Source organism: Pedobacter jamesrossensis, assembly GCF_042650905.1.
GTDB lineage: Bacteria > Bacteroidota > Bacteroidia > Sphingobacteriales > Sphingobacteriaceae > Pedobacter > Pedobacter jamesrossensis.
In genome coordinates, this window is sequence record NZ_JBHSBY010000143.1 from 17,755 (window position 1) to 39,019 (window position 21,265).

Here is a 21,265-nt window from a genome sequence, read left to right on the forward strand (position 1 = left end):
ATTGTTTGGAAGATTTATTCCTATAAAGAACAAATGAGGCTGTTAGCCAAATTCTCTCTGGCTCAATTAAATTATGTGCCGTTAAAACAAAATTGTTGTGCTATTTATAAAAACCTTTACACATACATATTGTTTAAATATTAAATAAAAATAAAATGGGACTATTAAAAACAGCAATCTTAGGTGCAGCAGTTTATGCCGCAGTTAAATATATTACCAAAAAAGATGTAATAACTGGAAAATCCATAGTTGATGATTTATCTGATCAGGCTCCGGAATGGATTGATAAAGCAAAAGCGTTTGGACAGGATATAAAAAACAGAGCAGCCACGGCGGAGGAAAGATTTTCTGAATGAATAAAGTCGGCAAACACTGTCGATTTCACCGAAGCAGAAAAAATGTTATTTATTTAAAAATGAAATAAGGGAAAAAAAACGATATAAATGCCTGATTAAGTATTGCCCAATTCAAGTTGAGCATTACGTAACGCAAATAGCAGCATGACGACACACCATACGTCATTCCCGTGAAAACGGGAACCCTAAAACGATAAAAGAAAACAAAATAAACGCCCACTTAAAGCATTTAGATTCCCAATTCAAGTTGAGCATTACGTAACGCAAATAGCAGCATGACTACACACCATGCGTCATTCCCATGAAATGGGAATCCTAAAGCGATAGAAAGAAAACGATATATGCCTGCTTAAGCATTACGATGCCAGCCAAGCTGAGCATGACGACGTGATGGTAATAAAAACCAACCATTTAGAAATGCAAGACCATGGCGGCTTAGATTTTCTTATATGCCTCAGATGGTTTAAAACATAAGTCGTATATAACATCAATAGTAGCATGGCGACATCGCCAAATCTTAATTGCCTTAAAATTTCTGTAATTGTTATTCTGATCCACCCCCATTTCTAAATTTAAATTTTATTTATATTTATCTAAGCAGAACATTTATAACAATTCCTTGTTAAGAATACGCTAATTTGTAAACATGACAAAGAACTTCCCATTCTACATTAAAGCTCCAATCGTCTTATTGGGCATTGTAATTACAGTTTTTATACTAAGTGTACTAAGAGATATTCTGGTTCCGCTTGCCTTTGCAGCCTTGATTGCAATCTTGCTTAACCCGCTCACAAATCGGCTTCAGCGGAAAATGCCAAAAGTTCTTGCTATTCTACTTTCAATGGTTATTGCCATTATTGTATTATTAGCACTAATGTATTTTCTTTCCTCTCAAATTGCTCATTTCTTTGATAATCTGGATGCGATGAAGCAGAAGTTTACAGAACTCCTTCATACCCTACAACAATGGCTGGAACATACTTTCGGCATTACTAATAAAAAACAAGTGGAAATGCTTAACGATGCAGCCAATAGCAGTAAGGCAATGATTGGTCAAACTCTAAGCGGAATTCTTGGTGTATTAAGTGTTGTTTTTTTAATACCGGTTTATACTTTCCTAATTCTACTTTATAAAACACTTATTCTTAATTTCCTTTACGAAGTATTTTCAGAAGAAAATCAGCAAAAAGTTGGCGAAATTCTTTCAGAAACAAAGGCAGCAATTCAGAGTTACATCATAGGTTTATTAATAGAAACCTCTATAGTTGCAGTAATGAACTCTTGTGCACTATTAATTCTTGGTGTTCAAAATGCCATATTAATTGGGGTTATTGGTGCGATATTAAATTTGCTACCGTATATTGGTGGTATAATTGCCATTGCTCTTCCAGTGCTTATGGCTACCTTAACAAGCGATGGCTACACCACCCAACTTTTAATTGTTGCGGCTTATGCGCTAATACAATTTATCGATAATAACATTTTGGTTCCAAGAATTGTATCTTCAAAAGTTCAGATAAACGCTTTGATTTCCATTGTTATCGTATTATTAGGTGCAGCGTTATGGGGCATTCCGGGTATGTTCCTCTCTATTCCTTTTATTGCTGTGTTGAAGATAATATTCGATCGCATTGAAGGGCTTAAGCCATGGGGAAAACTACTTGGAGACACTGTACCTACTGAACACATGGGGCAGCTAAAAAGGTTACGTAGAAGAAAAACTGTAAGTACCAAGAAACTTTAATAATGCCCGAATAACTAGCCATCCATGCACAATTTTCTATTCTACTTTTCAATATTAATCGTTTTATCTACACTTATACCTTTCATTAGACATGATTTCTGGATATTTCGCATATTCGAATATCCAAGGCTACAAAAATTGGTATTAAACGCTGTTGTACTATTAGTCGTCTTAGTTTTCTACTTTCCATCAACAAATGCAGAGTTTGCTATTGCCCTGGCTCTTCTCCTAAATCTATCCTATCTAACTTATTTGATTTTCCCATTTACCATCTTTGGAAAAAAGCAAATTATCAGTAGTAAAAAACCACATGAACTTGACAATCTCAAGGTTTTAATTGCGAATGTGTATCAAGACAATAGAAAATCAGGAGATTATCACAAATTAATTAAGGAGTGCAATCCCGATGTAATTTTGATGGTAGAAACCAATAAATGGTGGCAAGAGCAGATGGATTCAATAGGCAATCAATATCCATATCAACTTAAAGTACCTTTAGAAAATACCTATGGTATGTTGCTATACTCTCGGCTTAAATTAAATGAAGGAACGGTTAAATTTCTTGTAGAAGATGATATTCCATCGATAGAAACCTTTGTAATTTTACCGTCTGGTCAAAAAATTAAGCTGTTTTGCCTACATCCACAACCACCGGTGCCTCAAGAAAATCCACGTTCTACAGAACGTGATATGGAAATACTTATGATTGCTGAAAAGGCAAAAACTTCTTCTTACCCGGTTATTGTGATGGGCGATTTAAATGATGTGGCATGGAGCTATACAACCGAGCTATTTGGTAAAGTCAGCGGTCTGCTTGATCCAAGACGGGGAAGAGGTTTTTTTAACAGCTTTAATGCAAAATATTTCTTTCTAAGGTTTCCGTTAGATCACATTTTTTGCTCTACCGATTTTACACTTAGCGGAATAAAACGTTTACCAAGTTGTGGTTCTGACCATTTCCCAATGTGTGTTGAACTTCAATACAACCCAAAAGCGGAAACTTTTAACGAGCCTCCAAAAGCTACTGAAGTTGATTACGAACTTGCAGAAGAAAAACTAAGTAAAGTTAAATGATTAGAATTACTTGAATAAGCTAATCACTAAAACAGTTAGAAACTAAACCACTGTACACGGAAAGTGCATAGGTCTATTAAAAAAACATCTTTTAAGTTAATATTATTTCAATATATAAAGCAAACTACTGTGTGGAGCCAAATTAGCAGTAATTTCATTATCAAAATCTCCTGCAAACTTACCCGTCCACAAATTGCTTGCCTTACAATTTTTGACGCCTAAATCTTTAAGCGAAACCTTTAAATTTTTAGATTCTTTATCATCAGAAATATTGAAAAGTGCGAGATAACGTTCTCCTGTTTTTATATTTTTTGAGGTAATGGCAACCTTACCATTTTCACTATAAATTAGCTTAACATCAGTTCCATCTTTACTCATTTTTAAAACCTCTTTATTGGTTAATAGCGATTTGGTAAATGGATCTAAACTTGGCATATCGCCACCAAACATTAAGGGTGATTTGAAAATTGTAAAGAAAGTCATCAATACATATTGTTCCTGTTGTGTTAACCGACTTTGGCGGTCGCCTCCACGCTCTCCTCTTATCGAAATCCTGCCAAGTGGAATCATATCGCAATCTGGCCAGCTTCCGGGTTTAATGTAAGGATACCACTGCTCGGCAACTTTCATTAAATGCGTAATGTGCGGCCAAGTATCCCAAACGTCATCCACCATACGCCACATATTTGCATGGCTTTCTACATGTTTTGCATTCTCAATAGGTGTTTCACCTGGCGATGTACTTAAAACAATTGGTCTGCCTGTTTTATCTATTGCCTTTCTAATTAATTCAATTTCTCCCTGATGATAAGGTCTTGACAAATCATCAACCTTAATAAAATCGACTCCCCATGAGGCATAAAGTTCTAATATTGAATCATAATATTCCTGCGCACCAGGTTTATCGGCTAAAACTGTATAATTGTCTTTCAACCATTTGCATTGCAAATCGGTTGTGTAAATCTGGTCGGCGGTAATATTTGTTCCCTTTATTGGGAGTTTTTTTTCTACCGCTTGTTTAGGTACACCACGCATTATATGAATCCCAAATTTTAGTCCTTTGCTGTGAATATAATCTGCCAAAGCTTTAAAACCCTTTCCGTTTGCCGCAGAAGGAAAACGGTTTAAGGCCGGTAAATATCTTCCGTATTCATCCATTACATATCTTGGGTCGGTTTGGTTGTAACCACCAGCCTTATCGTTTTCTACAAACCACCTAATATCGACCACAATATATTCCCAGCCTGATTTTTTGAGCTCTTTCGCCATATAATCGGCGTTAAGCTTTACTTCTGCTTCTGTTACCGATGAGCCATAACAATCCCAGCTATTCCAACCCATTGGGGGCGTTAATGCCCAACTATGAAAGTCTTTTTGCGCAGTTGCAGTTTTGGCTAAAACAATCAATAAAAAAGCTACGCATATAATTATATTTTTTTTCATTTGATTTAATATTTTTATCACCTAGTTTTAATTTACACCTTCAGAAGTCATAACGATTCTTTTTATCGTACCATCTTTATTATAAAACAGCTTATCAATGCATATCGAGCGGCTATAACTGCCACCATCGGTTTGAATGCCACCATTATGATAAATAAAATACCACTCGCCTTTAAACTCTAAAATTGCCTGATGATTGGTATTGCTATTCCCGGCAATTTCATTCAAAACGCCCTTATAAACCCATGGTCCATTTGGGCTTTTACTTGTTGCATAAGCTATTTTTTCGGGAAATCCTGTTACGTAAGATAGGTAATAGAGATTATTTCTTTTATGAATCCATGGTGCTTCCGTATAATCTAAACCATCAAAATTAATACGTTTTACTTCCCCATCAATTTCAATCATATTTTCTTTCAGCTTTGCGTAATAGCATTCCCGGTTTCCCCAGAAAATATAAGCCTGACCATCGTTATCAATAAAAACAGATGGATCTATGCAGGCCCAGCTATGCTTTGAATCAAAACAATCTTTATTTGTAAGAAGTGGCTTACCTAATGCATCTAAATATGGTCCTTCTGGTTTGTCTGCAATGCCTACTCCAATACCCGACCAGTTTGTACTGATATACCAATAATATTTTCCGTTACGTTTAATGGCTTGCCCGGCAAAGGCATCACCACTTTTTGCCCATTTAAAATCTGTTATTTTCATAGAAACCGGATATTCAGTCCAGTTCTTTAAATCGCTGGTTGAATAAACCAACCAATCTTTCATTTTATAGTTTTTCTGTCCACCTTCAAAATCGTGACCCGCGAATAGCCAAAGTTTATCGCCTTCTACAAATGCAGCCGGGTCTGCTGTGTATTTATTCGTAATAATGGGATTTCCCTTAGCGGTAAAATGAGCAGGTTCTGTTTGTAGATTTATTTGTGTAAATCCACTAAAAAAAGAAATTACAAGCAATGCTGATAATAAAAAAGTTTTCATTTCTTAAAGATTTACGTCTAAAGAACATCTAATATCTTAAAATGGATTAAGTTATGCCAGATAAAAAACTTCTTTCAATGGAATTGATACAGGAGAATTATCTGGATTTGTTTCCATTATATCTTTCATGTAAGCCCACCAGCGTTGCATAATTGGTTGTTCTGGAAGTTTATCTAACAATGTTGGATTTAAAACTTTTAATGTTGCGAATAAATCGTTAGTTGTTTCATCAAAAAATATAGAATAATCTACAATGCTATTTTCACTTAGTAATGCAGCTAATTCCGGCCATATTTCGTCGTGCCTTTTCTTATATTCAGTTTCAAAACGTGGTAATAACTTCATTTTTGTTGCTATTCTATACATAATCGAATTCCTATTTTACTTTTGGTAAACCCTCACATAATCAACCTTCATTTGATTTGGAAATTTAGTATCCCCGATTTCTCCACCATTTAAACCACCCATTGCTAAATTTAGCAATATGTAATGTTTCTGCTTAAACGGATTTATATCCGTTCCATCATCATTTTTAAGCTCACTTAAATTTGCTTTGTTTAGTAAAATATCATCAACATACAGGCGAATAGCCTCACTATCCCAGTCCATCCTCCAAATATGAAATTTGGATGCCCATTCTTTTCCGCCTAGTTCTTCTGTAAATTTTGTTTTACTAAACCATTTTGGTTTTTTATTGGCACCCAAACTTGCAATATTAGCTAGTAGTTTTCCTTTGTAATACTCCATTATATCGATTTCGCCATTTGCAGGCCAATGCCCAGAATTACCCAAAGTCCAAAAGGCTGGCCATAACCCCGAAGAGATATCTATTTGCGCCCTCATTTCAAATTTCCCATATTGCCAGCTGTGTAGCCCTTTGGTTATTAAGCAAGCAGAAGTGTATTCAATATTCTGAGGTTTTTTACGCCAATGATGCGATCGCACGGAACCGATATACCAAGAGAAATCTATCAGTTCGGTAAAAAAGGAGAACCGGTTTATGATGCAATAGAAAGTGCCATCAATCTAAGATATTCCCTCCTACCTTATATATATGCCAATGCAAATGCAGTTAGTCAAGAGCAATCTACTTTTATGAGAGCATTAATGATGGATTTCGCTGATGATGAGAAGGTTCTCAATATAAATAATGAATATATGTTCGGCCGTTCCATTTTGGTGGCTCCGGTAATTAATGCGCAGTATACTCCCGAAATACCTATTAAAGTTAATGAAGAAACTGGCTGGAATAAATCAGACTCTTTGCACAAAAGTTTGGCTGTTAATGTTGACTTTAATCAACCAAAATCAAAAAAAGTGTATCTCCCTAAAGGTGCTCAGTGGTACGATTTCTGGACAAATGAAAAATATCAGGGCGGACAGGAAATTACAAAAACTACAAACTTAGCCACAATACCTTTATACATAAAAGCGGGTACAATACTGCCAATTGGACCTAATGTACAATATGCAACAGAAAAAAAATGGGATTTCTTAGAGATCAGAATATACGACGGGGCAGATGGAAAATTCACTTTATATGAAGATGAAAACGACAATTACAATTATGAAAACGGTGCATTTTCTAACATTAAGTTCGATTGGAACTCAAAAAAAAACACTTTAAATATAAGTTCCAGACAGGGCAATTTTTCTGGAATGTTAGAAAATCGGAAATTTAAAATAATAAAAATTCAGGCTAATCAAGAAATCAAAACTGCAAGTGGAAAAAGCTTTGAAAAGGTAATCACTTATTCAGGGAAAAATATATCGATAAAACTTTAACAAACTGAGTTGAAAGAAACAACTGGGCTTGAATTCTCATAAATAATAAAAAATGATTTTATAATAATAAGAAATGGAAATTAAAAAATTTGGTTTATCCGTTTTGCTCATTGCATTAACAATTGCTACAGCATTTGCCCAAAATCCAATTATTCAAACCTTTTACACAGCAGATCCTGCCCCAATGGTACATAATGGAACGGTTTATTTATATACTTCTCATGATGAAGATGTTACGATAAAAAACTTCTTCACAATGAACGACTGGAGATGCTACTCTTCCAAGGATATGGTAAACTGGACTGACCATGGCGCTATACTTTCTTACCAAACCTTTAACTGGTCTCGTGGCGATGCATGGGCAGGGCAATGTATTTATCGGGATGGAAAATTTTATTATTATCTGCCTGTTAACCAAAAAAATGGTGGAAATGCAATCGGCGTTGCAGTATCAGATAGTCCTACAGGTAATTTCCGTGATGCAATTGGCAAGCCTTTACTTTCGGGCTTTGGGTATATTGACCCAAGTGTTTTCATCGATACCGACGGCCAGGCATATCTCTACTGGGGCAATCCAGAACTTTATTATGTAAAGTTGAATAAAGACATGGTATCATACGATCAAGAAGTTGGTATTGTTAAAGTTCCACTAACAAAGGATGGCTTTAGCACTCGAATAAAGGGGGCAGATAAACGGCCTTCATCGTATGAAGAAGGACCTTGGCTTTTTAAAAGGAATAATAAATATTACTTAATGTACCCTGCAGGAGGTGTTCCAGAGCACCTATCCTATTCAACAAGCGATGGCCCCACCGGACCATGGACTTACGGTGGCGTAATTATGGACGTTATTAAAGAAGGTGGGGCATTTACAAACCATCCTGGGTATATTGATTTTATGGGGAAGTCTTATTTATTCTATCATAATGGCGGTTTAGCAGGTGGCGGAGGTTTCAAGCGGTCTGTTTGTATAGAATCGTTTGATTTTAATCCCGATGGTTCAATTCCATTGATTAAGCCAACAAAAGAAGGTGTAATAACGGGTGCATCTAATCTAAATCCATTTAATAAAGTTGAAGCAGAAACAATTGCTTGGGCTGAGGGTGTAAAAACTATTAAAGACAGTATAACAGGCAATATAATTGTAACTAAAATCAACAACGATGATTACATTAAAATTAAAGGTGTAAATCTAGCTGATGGTGTACAACAATTCGAAGCAAGAGTAGCTTCTTTATCGCATACAGGTCTTATTGAAATTAGGGTGGATAGCATTGCTGGTAAATTAATCGGGACTTGTAAAGTGGGGGCTAATAAAAATGCTCAAAAATGGGAAACAAAATCATGTAAGTTAAGTCGGGTAAAAGGCGTTCATGATATATATTTAAAATTCAAAGGAGAGGCAGGCGACTTGTTTAACTTTGATTGGTGGAGAATGAAATAGCTATTTGTTAACTCTTTGATAAACAGGAAGAATGTTACCGTGCTTTGCAGCCAAAAAACAGATGAACATTTATGCTAGAAAACTAAACAATTTGAGCTATTAAATAGTGATTACTACTCTAACTTTATCAACGCTCATTTTATTGTTAAAATTTAAAAGAAACATTAAAATAAGAAACAGAGCTTCAAATAACCAAATATTATTATGAATCTAAAATTTAAAACAACCGCTTTGGCAATGACTTTAATTTGCGGTATATGTCATGCCCAAATGCAATCTGAGAATATTAGAGAAGATTTTAAGCCATCTACCTTAAACCAAGCAGGTCAAGAATTCCCTCAAGTTAATTCGCAAGGGTATGCTCGTTTCAGGATTAAAGCACCACAGTCAGATAGTATAAAAGTAAGCCTTGGTCTTGGTGGTCAAGGAGGAACCAAGTTAACTAAAGGCACTGATGGATTCTTCACAGGTACCACTTCGGGGCCTATGGACGAAGGCTTTCACTATTATCACCTCACAATTGACGGAGGTGTATTTAATGATCCAGGAGCACTAAACTATTTTGGTTCAACCCGTTGGGAAAGCGGAATTGAGATTCCGGCAAAAGATCAGGATTTCTATGCATTGAAAGACGTTCCTCATGGTTATGTACAGCAAATTCTTTTCTCTTCGAAGAGCACAAAATCATCACGAAGGGCATACGTTTACACACCTCCAGGTTATGGTAAAGGCAACAAACGCTATCCAGTGCTATACTTACAACATGGATGGGGAGAAGACGAAACTGCCTGGAGTAATCAAGGACATGCAAACTTAATTATGGATAATCTGATTGCCGAAGGTAAAACCAAGCAATTTATCATCGTAATGACGTATGGAATGACAAATGAAATAAAATGGGGAGGTATGAAAGACTTTAAAATTGAAAACTTCCAAACGGTATTGACAGAAGAACTGATTCCTTATATAGATTCAAATTTTTTAACAGTTGCCGATAGAAACAGTCGTGCTATGGCTGGATTATCAATGGGAGGCATGGAAACACACAGCATCACTTTGAATAAGCCAGAGCTTTTTGGTTCTTATGCACTACTCAGTGGCGGAACTTTTAACCCTTCAGAGCTTAAAGATAAACCAAAACCAGCATTAATTTTCATTAGTTGTGGAGGAAAAGAGCGTCCAGAAAATGTAAAAAATGCAGTTAAAGCATTAAAAGAAGCAGGCTACAACGCATTTTCGTATGTTTCGGAAAATACTGGACATGAATTTCAAACGTGGAGAAGGAGCCTTCGTGAACTGGCACCATTGTTATTTAAGTAACTTTTCGCTCATAAAGGTATTGGTTCCATATATCATTAGTGCTATAAAATTTAAATCATGTAGCTGATAAGACACTGTTTGGGAGAAATCAAAAAATGAATTTATGAGCTCTTTTGTATAAATGTTTTTAGCGGTTAGCATATGTCTGGTCGCTCAGAAAGGTTAATGCATCCTCAATTTCCTTTTTACCCTCAACACTTTTTACATCAATTCCACAAAAGGTCATATCATTGGTACTTCCGTAAATGTCAAAGAGATTATAAGCCTAATTTTTCATCAAGAAGTATGCTTATAGTAAATTCCTATGAATATTATTTACCTCAAAACCTCCGTAACTTAACATTTCGGCATCGTGATGGATAGTCAGCTCAAGTTTGAGTCTATCAATAACTTCTCTGGCACGGGCAAGATTTCTGTGAATATCTTTAACTCCGCGGATTTCTATTCCTTCAGTAAGCGCTTTGAACTTAGCAGGTTCGAATTTATCTATAAACTTTTGAAGATCATTGCTGATTTCTTTCTCTCTCATATTTGGTTATTATGTACTTAAAAGCAAAATCATTCAAAATTGTTTTGAATGATCGTCACATTTTCTAATTAAAGCTGAATTAATCGCCTATAAAGAGTTAACGCTATCTTTTATAATACCGCCATTTTTGCTTACAAAAAATGGAATCAGGTTGCAGTCTTTTTTGTTTATATTCTGGATAAGCGTCGTTCAAAGTTTAATCAAGAACATGTAGATCGCTGACTCCACCCCAATGAGCAGCGCCATGAACTACTGGCTCACTATTTATATGTTCAAAAATATCAATTTCACCACATTTCGGCCATCCAATTTTAGAAAAATCTGCACCCAATGTCCAAAAGCATGACCCATACCCCTTTCTTTTTGGTATTTTAATTATTTAAAATGAAGTTGCTTACAATCTTTGAAGAAATGCAAATGGTTGCAGTCCTGCTGAATCGTGCAATATTGATTCCGACAAAGTTTCCATTCATATCAAATACAGGTGTACCACATTCTGTTGACTTTACTGCGCCGTCCTGGGCGAAAACTTCATTAAAACCATCCCTTCTGATAGATTTCCCACCCTCAAACTTCTCTGCCGGATGATTAAAATGAGGTTGATTTTTTTCAGCCAGTAAGATTTTTTTTGTCTTCAGAATACCTTCACTTAACCATTCAAAGTTAACCTCATCTCCAGGCCAGAATTTTAGCATTTCTGAAGAAAAATCTTCAGCTTTTGATATTTTTTTTCCATTAATACTGATAAGTTCATCCCCTACTTTAAGTCCTGCAACCTCAGCTGGACTTTTCGCCTTTATTAATGAAAAATATACGGGACTGGAATTATACACTACCATTGCTCCAAAGTAGGCCTGACTGGTCAACTTAGGCAAACTAAAAACCGGACTGCTTATCACGCCCTGCAGTTGACGCCCGTTAGGCATTGCGGTATACAGCAACTTCCCCATTTCAATTTCCGGCTGATTATCAAGGTCAGGCTTTAAGTCTATTCCTCCTTTTATTTTACCGACAAAACTAAGGAGTACCAAATCATTGTTTTGATCCTTTTGCACCACTTTAAGCGCTCTCCTGTAACCATTGAGTACAATTACAGGATTTTTACCGACTAAAGAATTCTTACTTAAAAAGTATTGTTTGGTTTCATGACCAGCGACTGTAACATTAAATAAAGTAGCTGCTATCTTGACTGGTTTACCGTCGAGCGTACTTTCCAATAAATACGAAATATTTCCGAATTTAGCGGAAGACGAAATTTTCGGGCTGTAAATCCCTGATTTATTATCTTTTTGAATTAATTTATATAAGGGGTCATTCTCGACAGTGTCCTTATTTTCTGGAAAGCTGGTGTAATTTTTTTCCTGCTTCAGTGCTGTCCAATATTTACGATAAATATCTACCGGAATTTCAAAATTCTGGTCTTCGAGTGTATCAATTGCGCTATGCAAACCAATCACTCTGCCCATATAATCAAATAGTGGCCCACCTGAATCGCCTGGCTCCATTTTACAGCTGGAGCGGATAAAGCCGTATTTATTTTTCACCTCTTCAATTCTGCCCGAACGTAAGGTTGGTAACTTCTGATCTAAACTCTCTGGATAAGAAATACTGATACAAGGTTCATTTTTAGCCAAACTAGATGAATAGCCTAGTTCAGCAAATGGCCATATACCTTTATCTAAGATTTTCATCATGCCAACATCTGGTATACCAGGCGTATCTTTATTATCAATTCTACCTAGTGCGATGGCTATACATTCCCTGCCGTCAGGAAAGAATACTTTATAGTTTTTCCCTGGCGAGGTTGTGTGGGCAGCAGTAAGGATATATCCATCAGCAGAAACTACAACACCACTAAACTGCCCGCTGTTGCGCTGATTTTGCTTTAAATCAAAACCCCAAATTCTAACACTTGCAGGGTAAGCTTTCTCAACAGCTTCATCAATTTGATGCTGATATTTTTTGATTTGTCTTTTTTGAGCATCAACACGGCTAGCCATTAAAAGCAGGAAAGCCAGTGTTAAAACTTTTAGTCTTATATTCATCAGTATAGTTGTAGAATTTATTTAAAGCACTCCCGTTTAAAAATGGTATGGCCGAAAATAGCCATACCAAGATTATAGGAAGATTCAATGTTTTTTAGTTAAATATTTCTGCAAGTTTTTTGTTCAGATCTTCTCCCCTTAATCCATTACCAATAATTTTTCCTTGCGCATCCAACAAGAAACTTGCAGGAACAGCACGAACACCATATAAACGACCTACCTCATTGTTCCAACCTTTCAAATCAGAAACGTGCAACCAGTCTAATTTGTCTTTCTCGATTGCTTCTAACCAGCGTTCTTTAACATTATCAAGGGAAACCGAAATAATCTGAAAGCCTTTATCTTTGTAGGTATTATATTGTTTTACCAAATTTGGATTCTCTGCTCTACAAGGCCCGCACCAGCTTGCCCAAAAATCTACCAGAACAACTTTACCTCTAAGACTAGCCAGAGAAACTGGTTTTCCAACTACATCATTTTGAGTAAATAGAGGAGCCTGTTTTCCAACGGCTGTGATTCCATTTGCTTCAATTCGCTGAGCCAGTTCTTTTCCCATATCAGTTAAACGATATTCTTTGTTAAGGGCATTAAAAAGGGGTTGCACTTTAGCTACATCAACCGGGCTTCCGGCTGCTTCTGAAAGAGCTACCAAAGAAAAATATGAGTTTGGGTGCTCCTTTGCGAAAAGCAGTTGTTTATCTGAACGATTTTTTATGTTTTTTCTAAAGCGCTGATCTACTGCACTTCTATAGGTACTGTCTTTCTGTTGCTCGGGAGTACCGCTATTAAAATCAGCATTCACTGCCTTGGTAAGCGCCATAATAGTGCCTCCAATTGCTTTGTTATAAGCATCGTATTCCTGATATACTTTTGAACCTGAAAAAACTGCATTCTCCAAAGAGTCTTTAGAAGTTATGGTAACCTGCTCTTTTCCAAAATAAAAATAGATTACGTCGCCAGTGTACACGGCCTTTCCTTTTCCCTCTCCTGTATGATCTAACGCCATTCTTGCATAGGCATAGCCCGAAACGTTGCCCATAAACTTAAAACTACCGTTTACAAGAGCAACTGAGTCTTCGTGACTCACGCCATTGTCCATATAGTCGATATAAGCCATAGCAGGCTTATTCAAATTTCCAATTTTACCTGTTAAACTAAAATTTGCTACTTGGGCAAAGCTTATAAAAGGAAGTAGGATTGCCAATAATATTAATTTTGATCGTTTCATTTTTAAGTTTTTATAATTTTTATTTTTATTATGTGATTATTTTCTGATAACAACATCTACCGGAGTGCCGGGAATGCCGTTAATGGTTTGAGAAATTGCGCCATTTTTACCGACGCTTACGTCTACTGAATATATAGCCCCTTCGGTGCCAACGGTAAGTGTATTATCATCAGCACTAATTTTTAGCATCGAAATTTTCTTACCAGCGAAATCGGCATCCAATGGTCTCAGTTCTTCGTTTAATGGATTATATCTGTAAATCTTATCATTAGAAGTAAAATAAAAAACGTTTAAGCTACTTCGCTGCCACTTCGTATCGGCATTTATCATGGCAGCACCTTTGAAAATTCTTTTATATTCAGCCTTAATTTTTTTGTTTACCGAATCAAATTGATAAGTAAAAGCAAGCTCGTAAATGCTTCCATCGGACGACTTAAAGAAAGCGTAATAAGTGCCACCTGGACCCGTCTGCATAAAAAGAAGGTTATCCATAGCGATATTTTTAGGATCGAAGCCTCCTCCTGCAGGATCCACTACGTAATCTTTACCGAGATAGCTCCCATCACCAGCAAATATTACAAAGCCCTTTGATTTTATATCGAAGGCAAAATAGAAGGAGTTGGTACGCGTGAAATATTTTGATAAATTATAGTCTCCGGCTTGATCATTGGCAAACTTCCCATAATCTGGTGCAAAAGGTGCGGTTGACTGGACACCGACATACATTCGTCCGTTCACAACACCAGTGGGCACCCAGCCAGAAAATGCCTCCAGGTACCCTGGTACAATAGTGGATGGTGGGGTAAAAAACTGGTCGTCAAAATAACTTTTCCTCAATAATGTGCTGGCATCAAGCAATGGGCTTTTCTTCGTAGGATCATTACATAAAATCCAGAATTGCTGTTGAGTAATTGGTTGGTAAACCAGTGGATCAGCAAAATAAAGCTGTACTGGATTATTAGGCAAGGTTTGCCCGTTTAAGGCGTTGTAAATATCTGCGAGTACGGTTTTATTATCTGGCTTTATAAATGAAAACTTAGTAACACCATTATCTGTGCTGAGCACAAATTTGCCTGATGAGAATTGTGTAGTACCATTAACCTTAAACGGCAGCACATATTTAAGACCATTGCGATTATCGGTTATAATCAGTTTTGCGCTGCGTAAACCTGGGCCTAAGTTGTAAATTATTCTTAACGGAAATCCAGTATAAACGGCTTCTCTAATCTCTTCCTGTACTGTTATCCTCCATTCATAAGCAAGGTCTGTAAGCGGATTTGCTCCTTCCAAAGAAACCTTTGGGTTTAACACAAGCGAATCACCCAATAACGCAGCAAATGTAGAATCCTTAAAAGCGCTTAAGGTAGGTTCCGAGGGCGGATTATAATCGTAATTACCGAGATCTTTTTTACAGGCCGTATATAAACTGACCATCAAGGCCAGTATAAAAATCAGTTTAAACTTCATCTTCATGTTTTAATGAAATGTTAAATAATAATTTGTTTTCCACTCTCATCTATAAAGAAGTATCCATTAACGAGAGCAAAATATTTTAGGGTATATCGCTTGGCTGGCGTAGCTTCATTATAGAAGTCATAATCTCCAGAACCATCGGCTTTTTTCGTTAGAAGGTAACCTTTTGAAGGATTTTTGACGATCCAGGTTTCAGGATCTTTGAGAAAGGCTCTAAAGTTCTCAATATAATATAGCGTTCTGGGAATTTCCAGATAAGCATTAGGTTTCGACATGTCTACCAAATCAACTGTACCAGAAGAAATCAAGAACAGTTGGTGTTTGATTCTTCCATATTCGCCTAATTGTGACTCCCAATAAATCCACCAGGCGGGTTTCTCCAGGCGATTAGAAAAGATTATTTTTTTGCTTCTCAAATCGATTGGAAGATCAGCAGAAAAATCTCCGCCAGCCAAAGTTCTAATCCCCAACGTAACTGACTTAGTGGCCAGCGCATCATCATTATTCTTAATAATTAGAGGAATTTTAACCTTCCCTGAATCCGCGGGCAAAGTATAAGAGGATTTTAGGGCCTCATAATGCGTTCCTTTTACTGCCGTTGTCAGTGAATCTACTATTCCTAAAACAAATTGTCTGCTGTGTGAAACTCGAGGACCTGTTACCACAATAGGAACCCATAATGTATCGTTGGCAAGACTTGGATTATAGGCAAATGAATAACTAATTGTCGTAGTGTCCTGATTTCCACTTTTGTCTAAATACTGCAGGTATACATTATCCAGCGAGCTGTAAGGCATCATATCGTTCTTTTTACATCCGAATAGAATTGTGCCTAAAAGCATGATATACATGATATTTTTTTTCATCTTTTTCTTCTGTTAAGTTTAATTTCTATAAGCGAGTTCATCTACTGGAAGAGGAAATACAAAAAGCTTATCTGTTGGAGGATAAATCAATCCAGAGGTGGTGATAATATTTAGGTTAAGGCGCTTATGCATAAAGAAGTTCTGGCTTTCCCCATAAAATTCCTTTCGATATTCTCCCTCCAGCTGATTTATAAAATCTGTTTTAGAAATATCCGCTGTAATTGCTTTTCCGATGCCTCTGTGTGTGCGCAAGATATTGAAGTAATCTACCGCCGCTGCAGGGCTACCATCAAAGCTTGCCTCGGCAGCTATCAGATATAGCTCGCTTAAACGCAATGCAGGAGCAATTAGTGGGTGTAAGTTTACAATCGGCGCTGAATTGACAATGTACTTCTGCAGATAAAAACGATCTGCATTTCCAGCGCTTTTTATCAATCTAAACCATTGTTTATATCTCCAATCATCTGCTCCTACTGTTCCAAGATTATAGATAGAATTGATTTGATCAGCGGTGGAGGAGTAATCCGGGTTATTATTTGAAAATAGACCATTGAGTTGATCTAATGATTTTGGCACAAACCAACCGAAAACAATTTCATTATAAAAAATGCGATCACGCTTGGCAGCGTCTGCGTTAAAGAAATCTTCCTTTACCGTCCACGGGAATTTTAAGGACGCTATTACCTCTTTCGCATTGATTAATGCATTAACGTTATCAGCCTTGTATAAATAAACCCTTGCTAATTCTCCAACTACTGCATAATAGTTAAGACGATGCCTTCTGTTTTGTAAAAATAGAGATGAATTCTTTAGTTCTGTGGATTTTACATCTTGAGGGTAGCCAACTACATAAGAAGCATTAATAATAGGATCTGTAGTTTTTAATAATGCTTTTGCTTGCTGTAAATCTGCTATGACTTTATCCATAACCTCAGCAACAGTAGAATAAACCGTAGTTTTGGTACTTACTGTTGTTACATAGGGCATTGCTTTAAAAGTGGGATTATTCTTATAAGAAGTGCCAAACATTCTTAGTAAATCGAAATGCATATATGCCCGCAAGGCTAAAGCCTCAGCCTTTATGATTGCATAATTATTATCTCTGAACAGGGCTTTCCTGTCATCAATTACCTCTAAAATTTGGTTAACATTACCAATAGCTTTATAAGAACCTGTCCAAATAGAATTTATTTTGTCTATAAAACTTGGAATAGTATAATCGAATGGAGCAATCCGTTGAAAGGTTGCATCGTTAAACTGATAGTTTTGAGCCATAATATCAAGGTTACTAAAGGTTAAGTTTCCGCCATAAAGATTGGCTCCGGCAAAACCAACATAGGCACCATTCAAGGCTTCCTTAAATCCCTCTTCCGAAGTAAATAATTCTTCCTTGGAAACGTCTGACTCAGGCTGAATATCCAGAAACTTTTTACAGGAAGAAAGTGCAAAAAGGGTAAGTAATATTAGAATATATTTTTTCATGTTCTTAAATTTAGAATGAGGCCAATAATGAAACCGTTAAACTTCGTGCAAAAGGATAACTGGTTCCCCTTTCCATCTGAATGCTAGAAGTCCTGAAAATATCGTTCAGGGTCATTGTGGTTCGCAGATTTTGGAAACCGAGTTTCTTAATCGTGTCTCTATTGAAATCATAAGAGAGATAAATTGATCTTAACTCTAGCAAATCGTCTTTCTGTACAAACCTTGAGGACACGTTGGTAATAGAGAGGTCGGCAATATTTTTAAAAAACGTTTGATCTCCAGGCTTAATCCATCTTTGATCCAAAACCCTGCTATCTACATTGAAACGCGGATCTGCATTCTCGATTCTATCTACCAATGTTTGGTTGTAACTATAACCACCAAAGCGATAATAAAAACTCAGGCTGACCATAAAATTTTTGTAGCCAATGTTTGCAGATAGGTTTCCTTCAGCCTTTGGTGCACCATCGGCAACTGGCATAATATCTTTAACATCCCATTGATAACTCACCGAGCCATCCTTTTTCAAAAAGATTTCTTTACCGTTTTCTGGGTCAATCCCCAATGAGCGTACTGCATATATTGCCGTCAATGACTGACCCTCATTGTAACGAAGCAGCGGTGTAGATTGCGCATTCTTATCAGGGTTGGTTTGGTACTGATCTATTTTATCGTTAAGTGTTTTAAGTGAGTTTGAAAGCTTAACCAAAGTATTTACGTTATGAGCTAAATTTCCCGTAATATTTATGTTAAAGTCTTTGTTTCTAAAAGCATTTGCGGTTAGATAAAGTTCATATCCTTCATTTGCCATGTCACCAAGATTTTCTTTATAGGTAGTAAAGCCGGTTGAAGGTGACAAGTCAATGTCTGTGATCAAACCTTTGGTCAATTTGTAATAATACCTTGGTGAGATTACAAACCTGTCTTGAAGAAGGCCCAAGTCGATACCAACATCATAGGTTTTGGTTTTCTGCCACTGCAGATTACTATTTCCATAACCAAGAACCTGTGCGCCTAATCCGGTTGAATACCAGTTTGAAGGTTCATACTGATAAATCGATTTAGAAAGATAAGCCGGGAAAGAAACTGAACCAACAATTCCGGTACTTGCTTTTAACCGCAACTGGCTAATTACCTTTAGGTTTTCCATAAAAGATTCTTTATGCATGTTCCAGCCAATTCCTGTCGACCAAAATGGAGCGAATCTCTTATTGGAACCAAAAGCAGATGAACCTTCGTAGCGGAAGGAGGCATCCAAAAGATATTTATTCTGATAGGAGTAATTTCCTGAGAAAAAAGCACCTGCAAGTCGTTTCTCTGAAACATTGCCTCCAGGAGCAGAATCCTCTTTATAAATTCTCGCAAAACCAATGTTTGTAAAACGATCGTTAGAGAAACCCTGCGCTTCTATTAATTTATCGTCACTTCTAGAAGTAACTACATTTGTTCCCAGCACCAAATTAAAATATTGCTCTCCAATCTGTTTGTTGTAACCCAGGGTTGCCTTTCCATCAATAGCCAAACGATCGCTTTCGATAAGGGTATAAGAGCCTTTATTGTTTAGTTTATCACTTGCATAAGAATAGAATTTGCTGCTCAACGGTGAAACGAACTTATCACCAGTAACTTTACTCTTATTCAGGCTTATCTGACTTTTGAAAGTCAAACTCGGGCTAAGTTTCCAGTCCACAGAAAAGGCATCAATTAATTCCAGATTTGACGACTTATCAAAACTTGCCAGTTCACCTTCAAAAAGAGGATTAAACACATAAGTTGTTTTAAATTGCTTATCTCCAAGCAGATGAGTGTCTACCTCCCAGTTTGCAATTTCCTGAATAAGATCTCCGTTCTGGTTAGTTTTAGGGTAATATGGGTTCATCCTTACGTAAGTAGAAAAATCACCGTAAGGAGAATTATTTCCATTAACCTGGGTAATACTAATCTCGTTTCTAAACAGCAACTTTGAAGTTGGATTATAAGTAAAATTCATGCCTCCGCTGTAACGGTTTCGGTCTGATTTTAGCATTACCCCAGGTTGAGTTTCATAGCGAAGATCAACACCATACCTAAATTTCTGGTCGCCACCCTGCACATAAAGAGAGTGCTTCTGACGATAGGCATTTCTCAATGCCTGCGATAACCAGTAGGTATCTACCCCGCTGGCAACATTTTTTAGTCTAGAAAAGTATTCAGCATCCAACTGTTCCTGATTGTAAGCAGCATTTAGTGAGGCGTTGTATAGTCCTGCAAGTTTCTCGTAAGCAAGCTTATCTTTGGCATCAAGGACATGGTAATCTGTTAAATCTGGCGCATTTACACTCAATTCATAATTATAAGATAACTGAAGTTTACCTGCAACGGGTGCTTTTGTGGTAATCACAATTACGCCGTTCGCTGCCCTTGAGCCGTAAACTGCTGTTGCTGCAGCATCTTTAAGTAGGGTTACAGACTCTATCCTGTTAATATCCAAATCGGTAACCTTTTGTAATGTAACCTCAAATCCATCAAGCATAAAAGCAGGAAGATTGTAATTGCTCGATAGATTATTTCTATCCAATATATTTTCTGTATCTGCTATTGAAGGTAATGCTGTAGCTCCTCGAACGTTAATTTTCGGTAGCGCATTGGGGTCAGAACCGAATAAATTATTATCAAGAACCTTAAACGATGGGTCAAAAGACTGGATGCTCTTTAACAAATTTTGAGGATTGTTTTTCTTGAGTTCATCTCCTTTGATGGTAATTGCATTTCCAGTATAATTTTCTTTTTTAATCGTCTGATAACCTGTAATCACCACATCGTTCATTTGGGTTTGCTTGGAAACCAACTTGATAGTCATACTTTTGACCGTATTTGCCTTTACTTCAAAAAGCTCATAACCAACATAGCTGAATACCAGGATTGCTCCTTCATTAACGTTAACAAGAAATTCGCCCTTTTCGTTAGTAATACCAATGTTGGGGCCATTTTTGAGGGAGATATTAACACCTGGAATAAGTTCTCCAGAAGTTTTATCTACCACCTGCCCTCTAACATCAGTTTTAGTTACCCGGGCATTAGCCTGTAGCGGCAAACGCTCTGTACTACTGATTACAATTGTTTTATTAACAATATTAAAATTTAAATCCTGACCTTTAAGAGAGGCGTTAAGTGCATCAGTAAGAGACGCGTTCTTAAGCTCTATCATCACTTCAGGACGACCTTGAAGTAGTTGCCCTTTATAAAAAAAATAGTAGCCAGTCTGTTTTTTAATTTCCCTAAATATGTTTTTTAGAGAACTGGTTCTACGGGATAGAGTTACTGTTTGAGAATAGGTTGTGGCAGATAAATGTAGTGCACCCGCCAGTAGTAAAATAATAGTCAATTTCATGACCAATAAAATTTTAGTCCTTACCCTCCGCATTTCGCATACGGGGTTGTAAAGGGTAGTTAATTTCATACCTTTGTTTTGAATGAGGTTAATAAATAGCAGCTTGCTTCGAAACC

At 36.7% G+C, this 21,265-nt stretch carries 17 protein-coding genes; 6 read left to right on the plus strand and 11 right to left on the minus strand.

From position 1 onward, the window contains the following. Positions 1 to 155 precede the first annotated feature (155 nt). From ACFOUY_RS18920 to ACFOUY_RS18930, 3 genes are all read left to right on the plus strand, one after another. The gene (locus ACFOUY_RS18920) at positions 156 to 356 is read left to right on the plus strand and encodes a YtxH domain-containing protein (protein WP_378962830.1); all 201 of its coding nucleotides are present in this window, start codon (positions 156 to 158) and stop codon (positions 354 to 356) included. Positions 357 to 1,002: 646 nt separating this feature from the next. Next, entirely contained in the window at positions 1,003 to 2,100 is a 1,098-nt protein-coding gene (locus ACFOUY_RS18925) for an AI-2E family transporter (protein ID WP_378962831.1), read from the plus strand. Between the two features lie 24 nt (positions 2,101 to 2,124). After that, complete coding sequence (locus tag ACFOUY_RS18930; RefSeq protein ID WP_378962832.1) at positions 2,125 to 3,174, plus strand: endonuclease/exonuclease/phosphatase family protein; 1,050 nt, start codon at positions 2,125 to 2,127, stop codon at positions 3,172 to 3,174. A gap of 102 nt (positions 3,175 to 3,276) precedes the next feature. Here the strand turns inward: ACFOUY_RS18930 and ACFOUY_RS18935 are convergent, their stop codons facing one another. Genes ACFOUY_RS18935 through ACFOUY_RS18950 form a run of 4 tightly spaced genes read right to left on the minus strand, consistent with a single transcriptional unit; the run spans position 3,277 to position 6,552 of the window. Continuing rightward, positions 3,277 to 4,617 (minus strand): glycoside hydrolase family 27 protein, encoded by a 1,341-nt coding sequence (locus ACFOUY_RS18935; protein ID WP_378962833.1) that lies wholly within the window; start codon positions 4,615 to 4,617, stop codon positions 3,277 to 3,279. Positions 4,618 to 4,644: 27 nt separating this feature from the next. Next, the gene (locus ACFOUY_RS18940; protein ID WP_378962835.1) at positions 4,645 to 5,607 is read right to left on the minus strand and encodes a glycoside hydrolase family 43 protein; all 963 of its coding nucleotides are present in this window, start codon (positions 5,605 to 5,607) and stop codon (positions 4,645 to 4,647) included. A gap of 51 nt (positions 5,608 to 5,658) precedes the next feature. Then, complete coding sequence (rhaM, locus tag ACFOUY_RS18945) at positions 5,659 to 5,973, minus strand: L-rhamnose mutarotase (protein WP_378962836.1); 315 nt, start codon at positions 5,971 to 5,973, stop codon at positions 5,659 to 5,661. A 15-nt stretch (positions 5,974 to 5,988) separates the two neighbouring features. After that, the gene (locus tag ACFOUY_RS18950; RefSeq protein ID WP_378962837.1) at positions 5,989 to 6,552 is read right to left on the minus strand and encodes a glycoside hydrolase family 16 protein; all 564 of its coding nucleotides are present in this window, start codon (positions 6,550 to 6,552) and stop codon (positions 5,989 to 5,991) included. Between ACFOUY_RS18950 and ACFOUY_RS18955 the strand changes: the two genes are divergently transcribed. The 3 genes from ACFOUY_RS18955 (at position 6,538) to ACFOUY_RS18965 (ending at position 10,156) form a co-directional block, all read left to right on the plus strand. Then, on the plus strand, positions 6,538 to 7,392 hold the full coding sequence (locus tag ACFOUY_RS18955) for a glycoside hydrolase family 31 protein (RefSeq protein WP_378962838.1): 855 nt from the start codon (positions 6,538 to 6,540) through the stop codon (positions 7,390 to 7,392). The two genes, ACFOUY_RS18950 and ACFOUY_RS18955, sit on opposite strands and share 15 nt — an antisense overlap. 73 nt (positions 7,393 to 7,465) lie before the next feature. Then, complete coding sequence (locus ACFOUY_RS18960) at positions 7,466 to 8,836, plus strand: glycoside hydrolase family 43 protein (RefSeq protein ID WP_378962839.1); 1,371 nt, start codon at positions 7,466 to 7,468, stop codon at positions 8,834 to 8,836. A gap of 204 nt (positions 8,837 to 9,040) precedes the next feature. Next, positions 9,041 to 10,156: an alpha/beta hydrolase-fold protein gene (locus tag ACFOUY_RS18965; RefSeq protein WP_378962840.1), complete on the plus strand. Its 1,116-nt coding sequence runs from the start codon at positions 9,041 to 9,043 to the stop codon at positions 10,154 to 10,156. Between the two features lie 289 nt (positions 10,157 to 10,445). Here ACFOUY_RS18965 and ACFOUY_RS18970 read toward each other — a convergent pair whose 3' ends face one another. The 7 genes from ACFOUY_RS18970 to ACFOUY_RS19000 all read right to left on the minus strand — a co-directional run bounded on the left by ACFOUY_RS18970 (position 10,446) and on the right by ACFOUY_RS19000 (position 21,149). Beyond that, a complete protein-coding gene (locus ACFOUY_RS18970; protein ID WP_378962841.1) occupies positions 10,446 to 10,685 on the minus strand; it encodes a hypothetical protein in 240 nt (79 codons plus the stop codon). A gap of 371 nt (positions 10,686 to 11,056) precedes the next feature. Beyond that, the gene (locus tag ACFOUY_RS18975) at positions 11,057 to 12,730 is read right to left on the minus strand and encodes a S1C family serine protease (protein WP_378962842.1); all 1,674 of its coding nucleotides are present in this window, start codon (positions 12,728 to 12,730) and stop codon (positions 11,057 to 11,059) included. Between the two features lie 94 nt (positions 12,731 to 12,824). After that, positions 12,825 to 13,958, minus strand: coding sequence for a redoxin domain-containing protein (locus tag ACFOUY_RS18980; RefSeq protein WP_378962843.1), 1,134 nt, complete (start codon positions 13,956 to 13,958; stop codon positions 12,825 to 12,827). A gap of 36 nt (positions 13,959 to 13,994) precedes the next feature. Beyond that, positions 13,995 to 15,425: a PKD-like family lipoprotein gene (locus ACFOUY_RS18985; protein ID WP_378962844.1), complete on the minus strand. Its 1,431-nt coding sequence runs from the start codon at positions 15,423 to 15,425 to the stop codon at positions 13,995 to 13,997. A gap of 20 nt (positions 15,426 to 15,445) precedes the next feature. Continuing rightward, complete coding sequence (locus ACFOUY_RS18990) at positions 15,446 to 16,282, minus strand: DUF4843 domain-containing protein (RefSeq protein WP_378962845.1); 837 nt, start codon at positions 16,280 to 16,282, stop codon at positions 15,446 to 15,448. A gap of 33 nt (positions 16,283 to 16,315) precedes the next feature. Then, on the minus strand, positions 16,316 to 17,779 hold the full coding sequence (locus ACFOUY_RS18995) for a RagB/SusD family nutrient uptake outer membrane protein (RefSeq protein ID WP_378962846.1): 1,464 nt from the start codon (positions 17,777 to 17,779) through the stop codon (positions 16,316 to 16,318). Positions 17,780 to 17,789: 10 nt separating this feature from the next. Then, positions 17,790 to 21,149 (minus strand): SusC/RagA family TonB-linked outer membrane protein, encoded by a 3,360-nt coding sequence (locus tag ACFOUY_RS19000; RefSeq protein WP_378962847.1) that lies wholly within the window; start codon positions 21,147 to 21,149, stop codon positions 17,790 to 17,792. Positions 21,150 to 21,265: the final 116 nt, after the last annotated feature.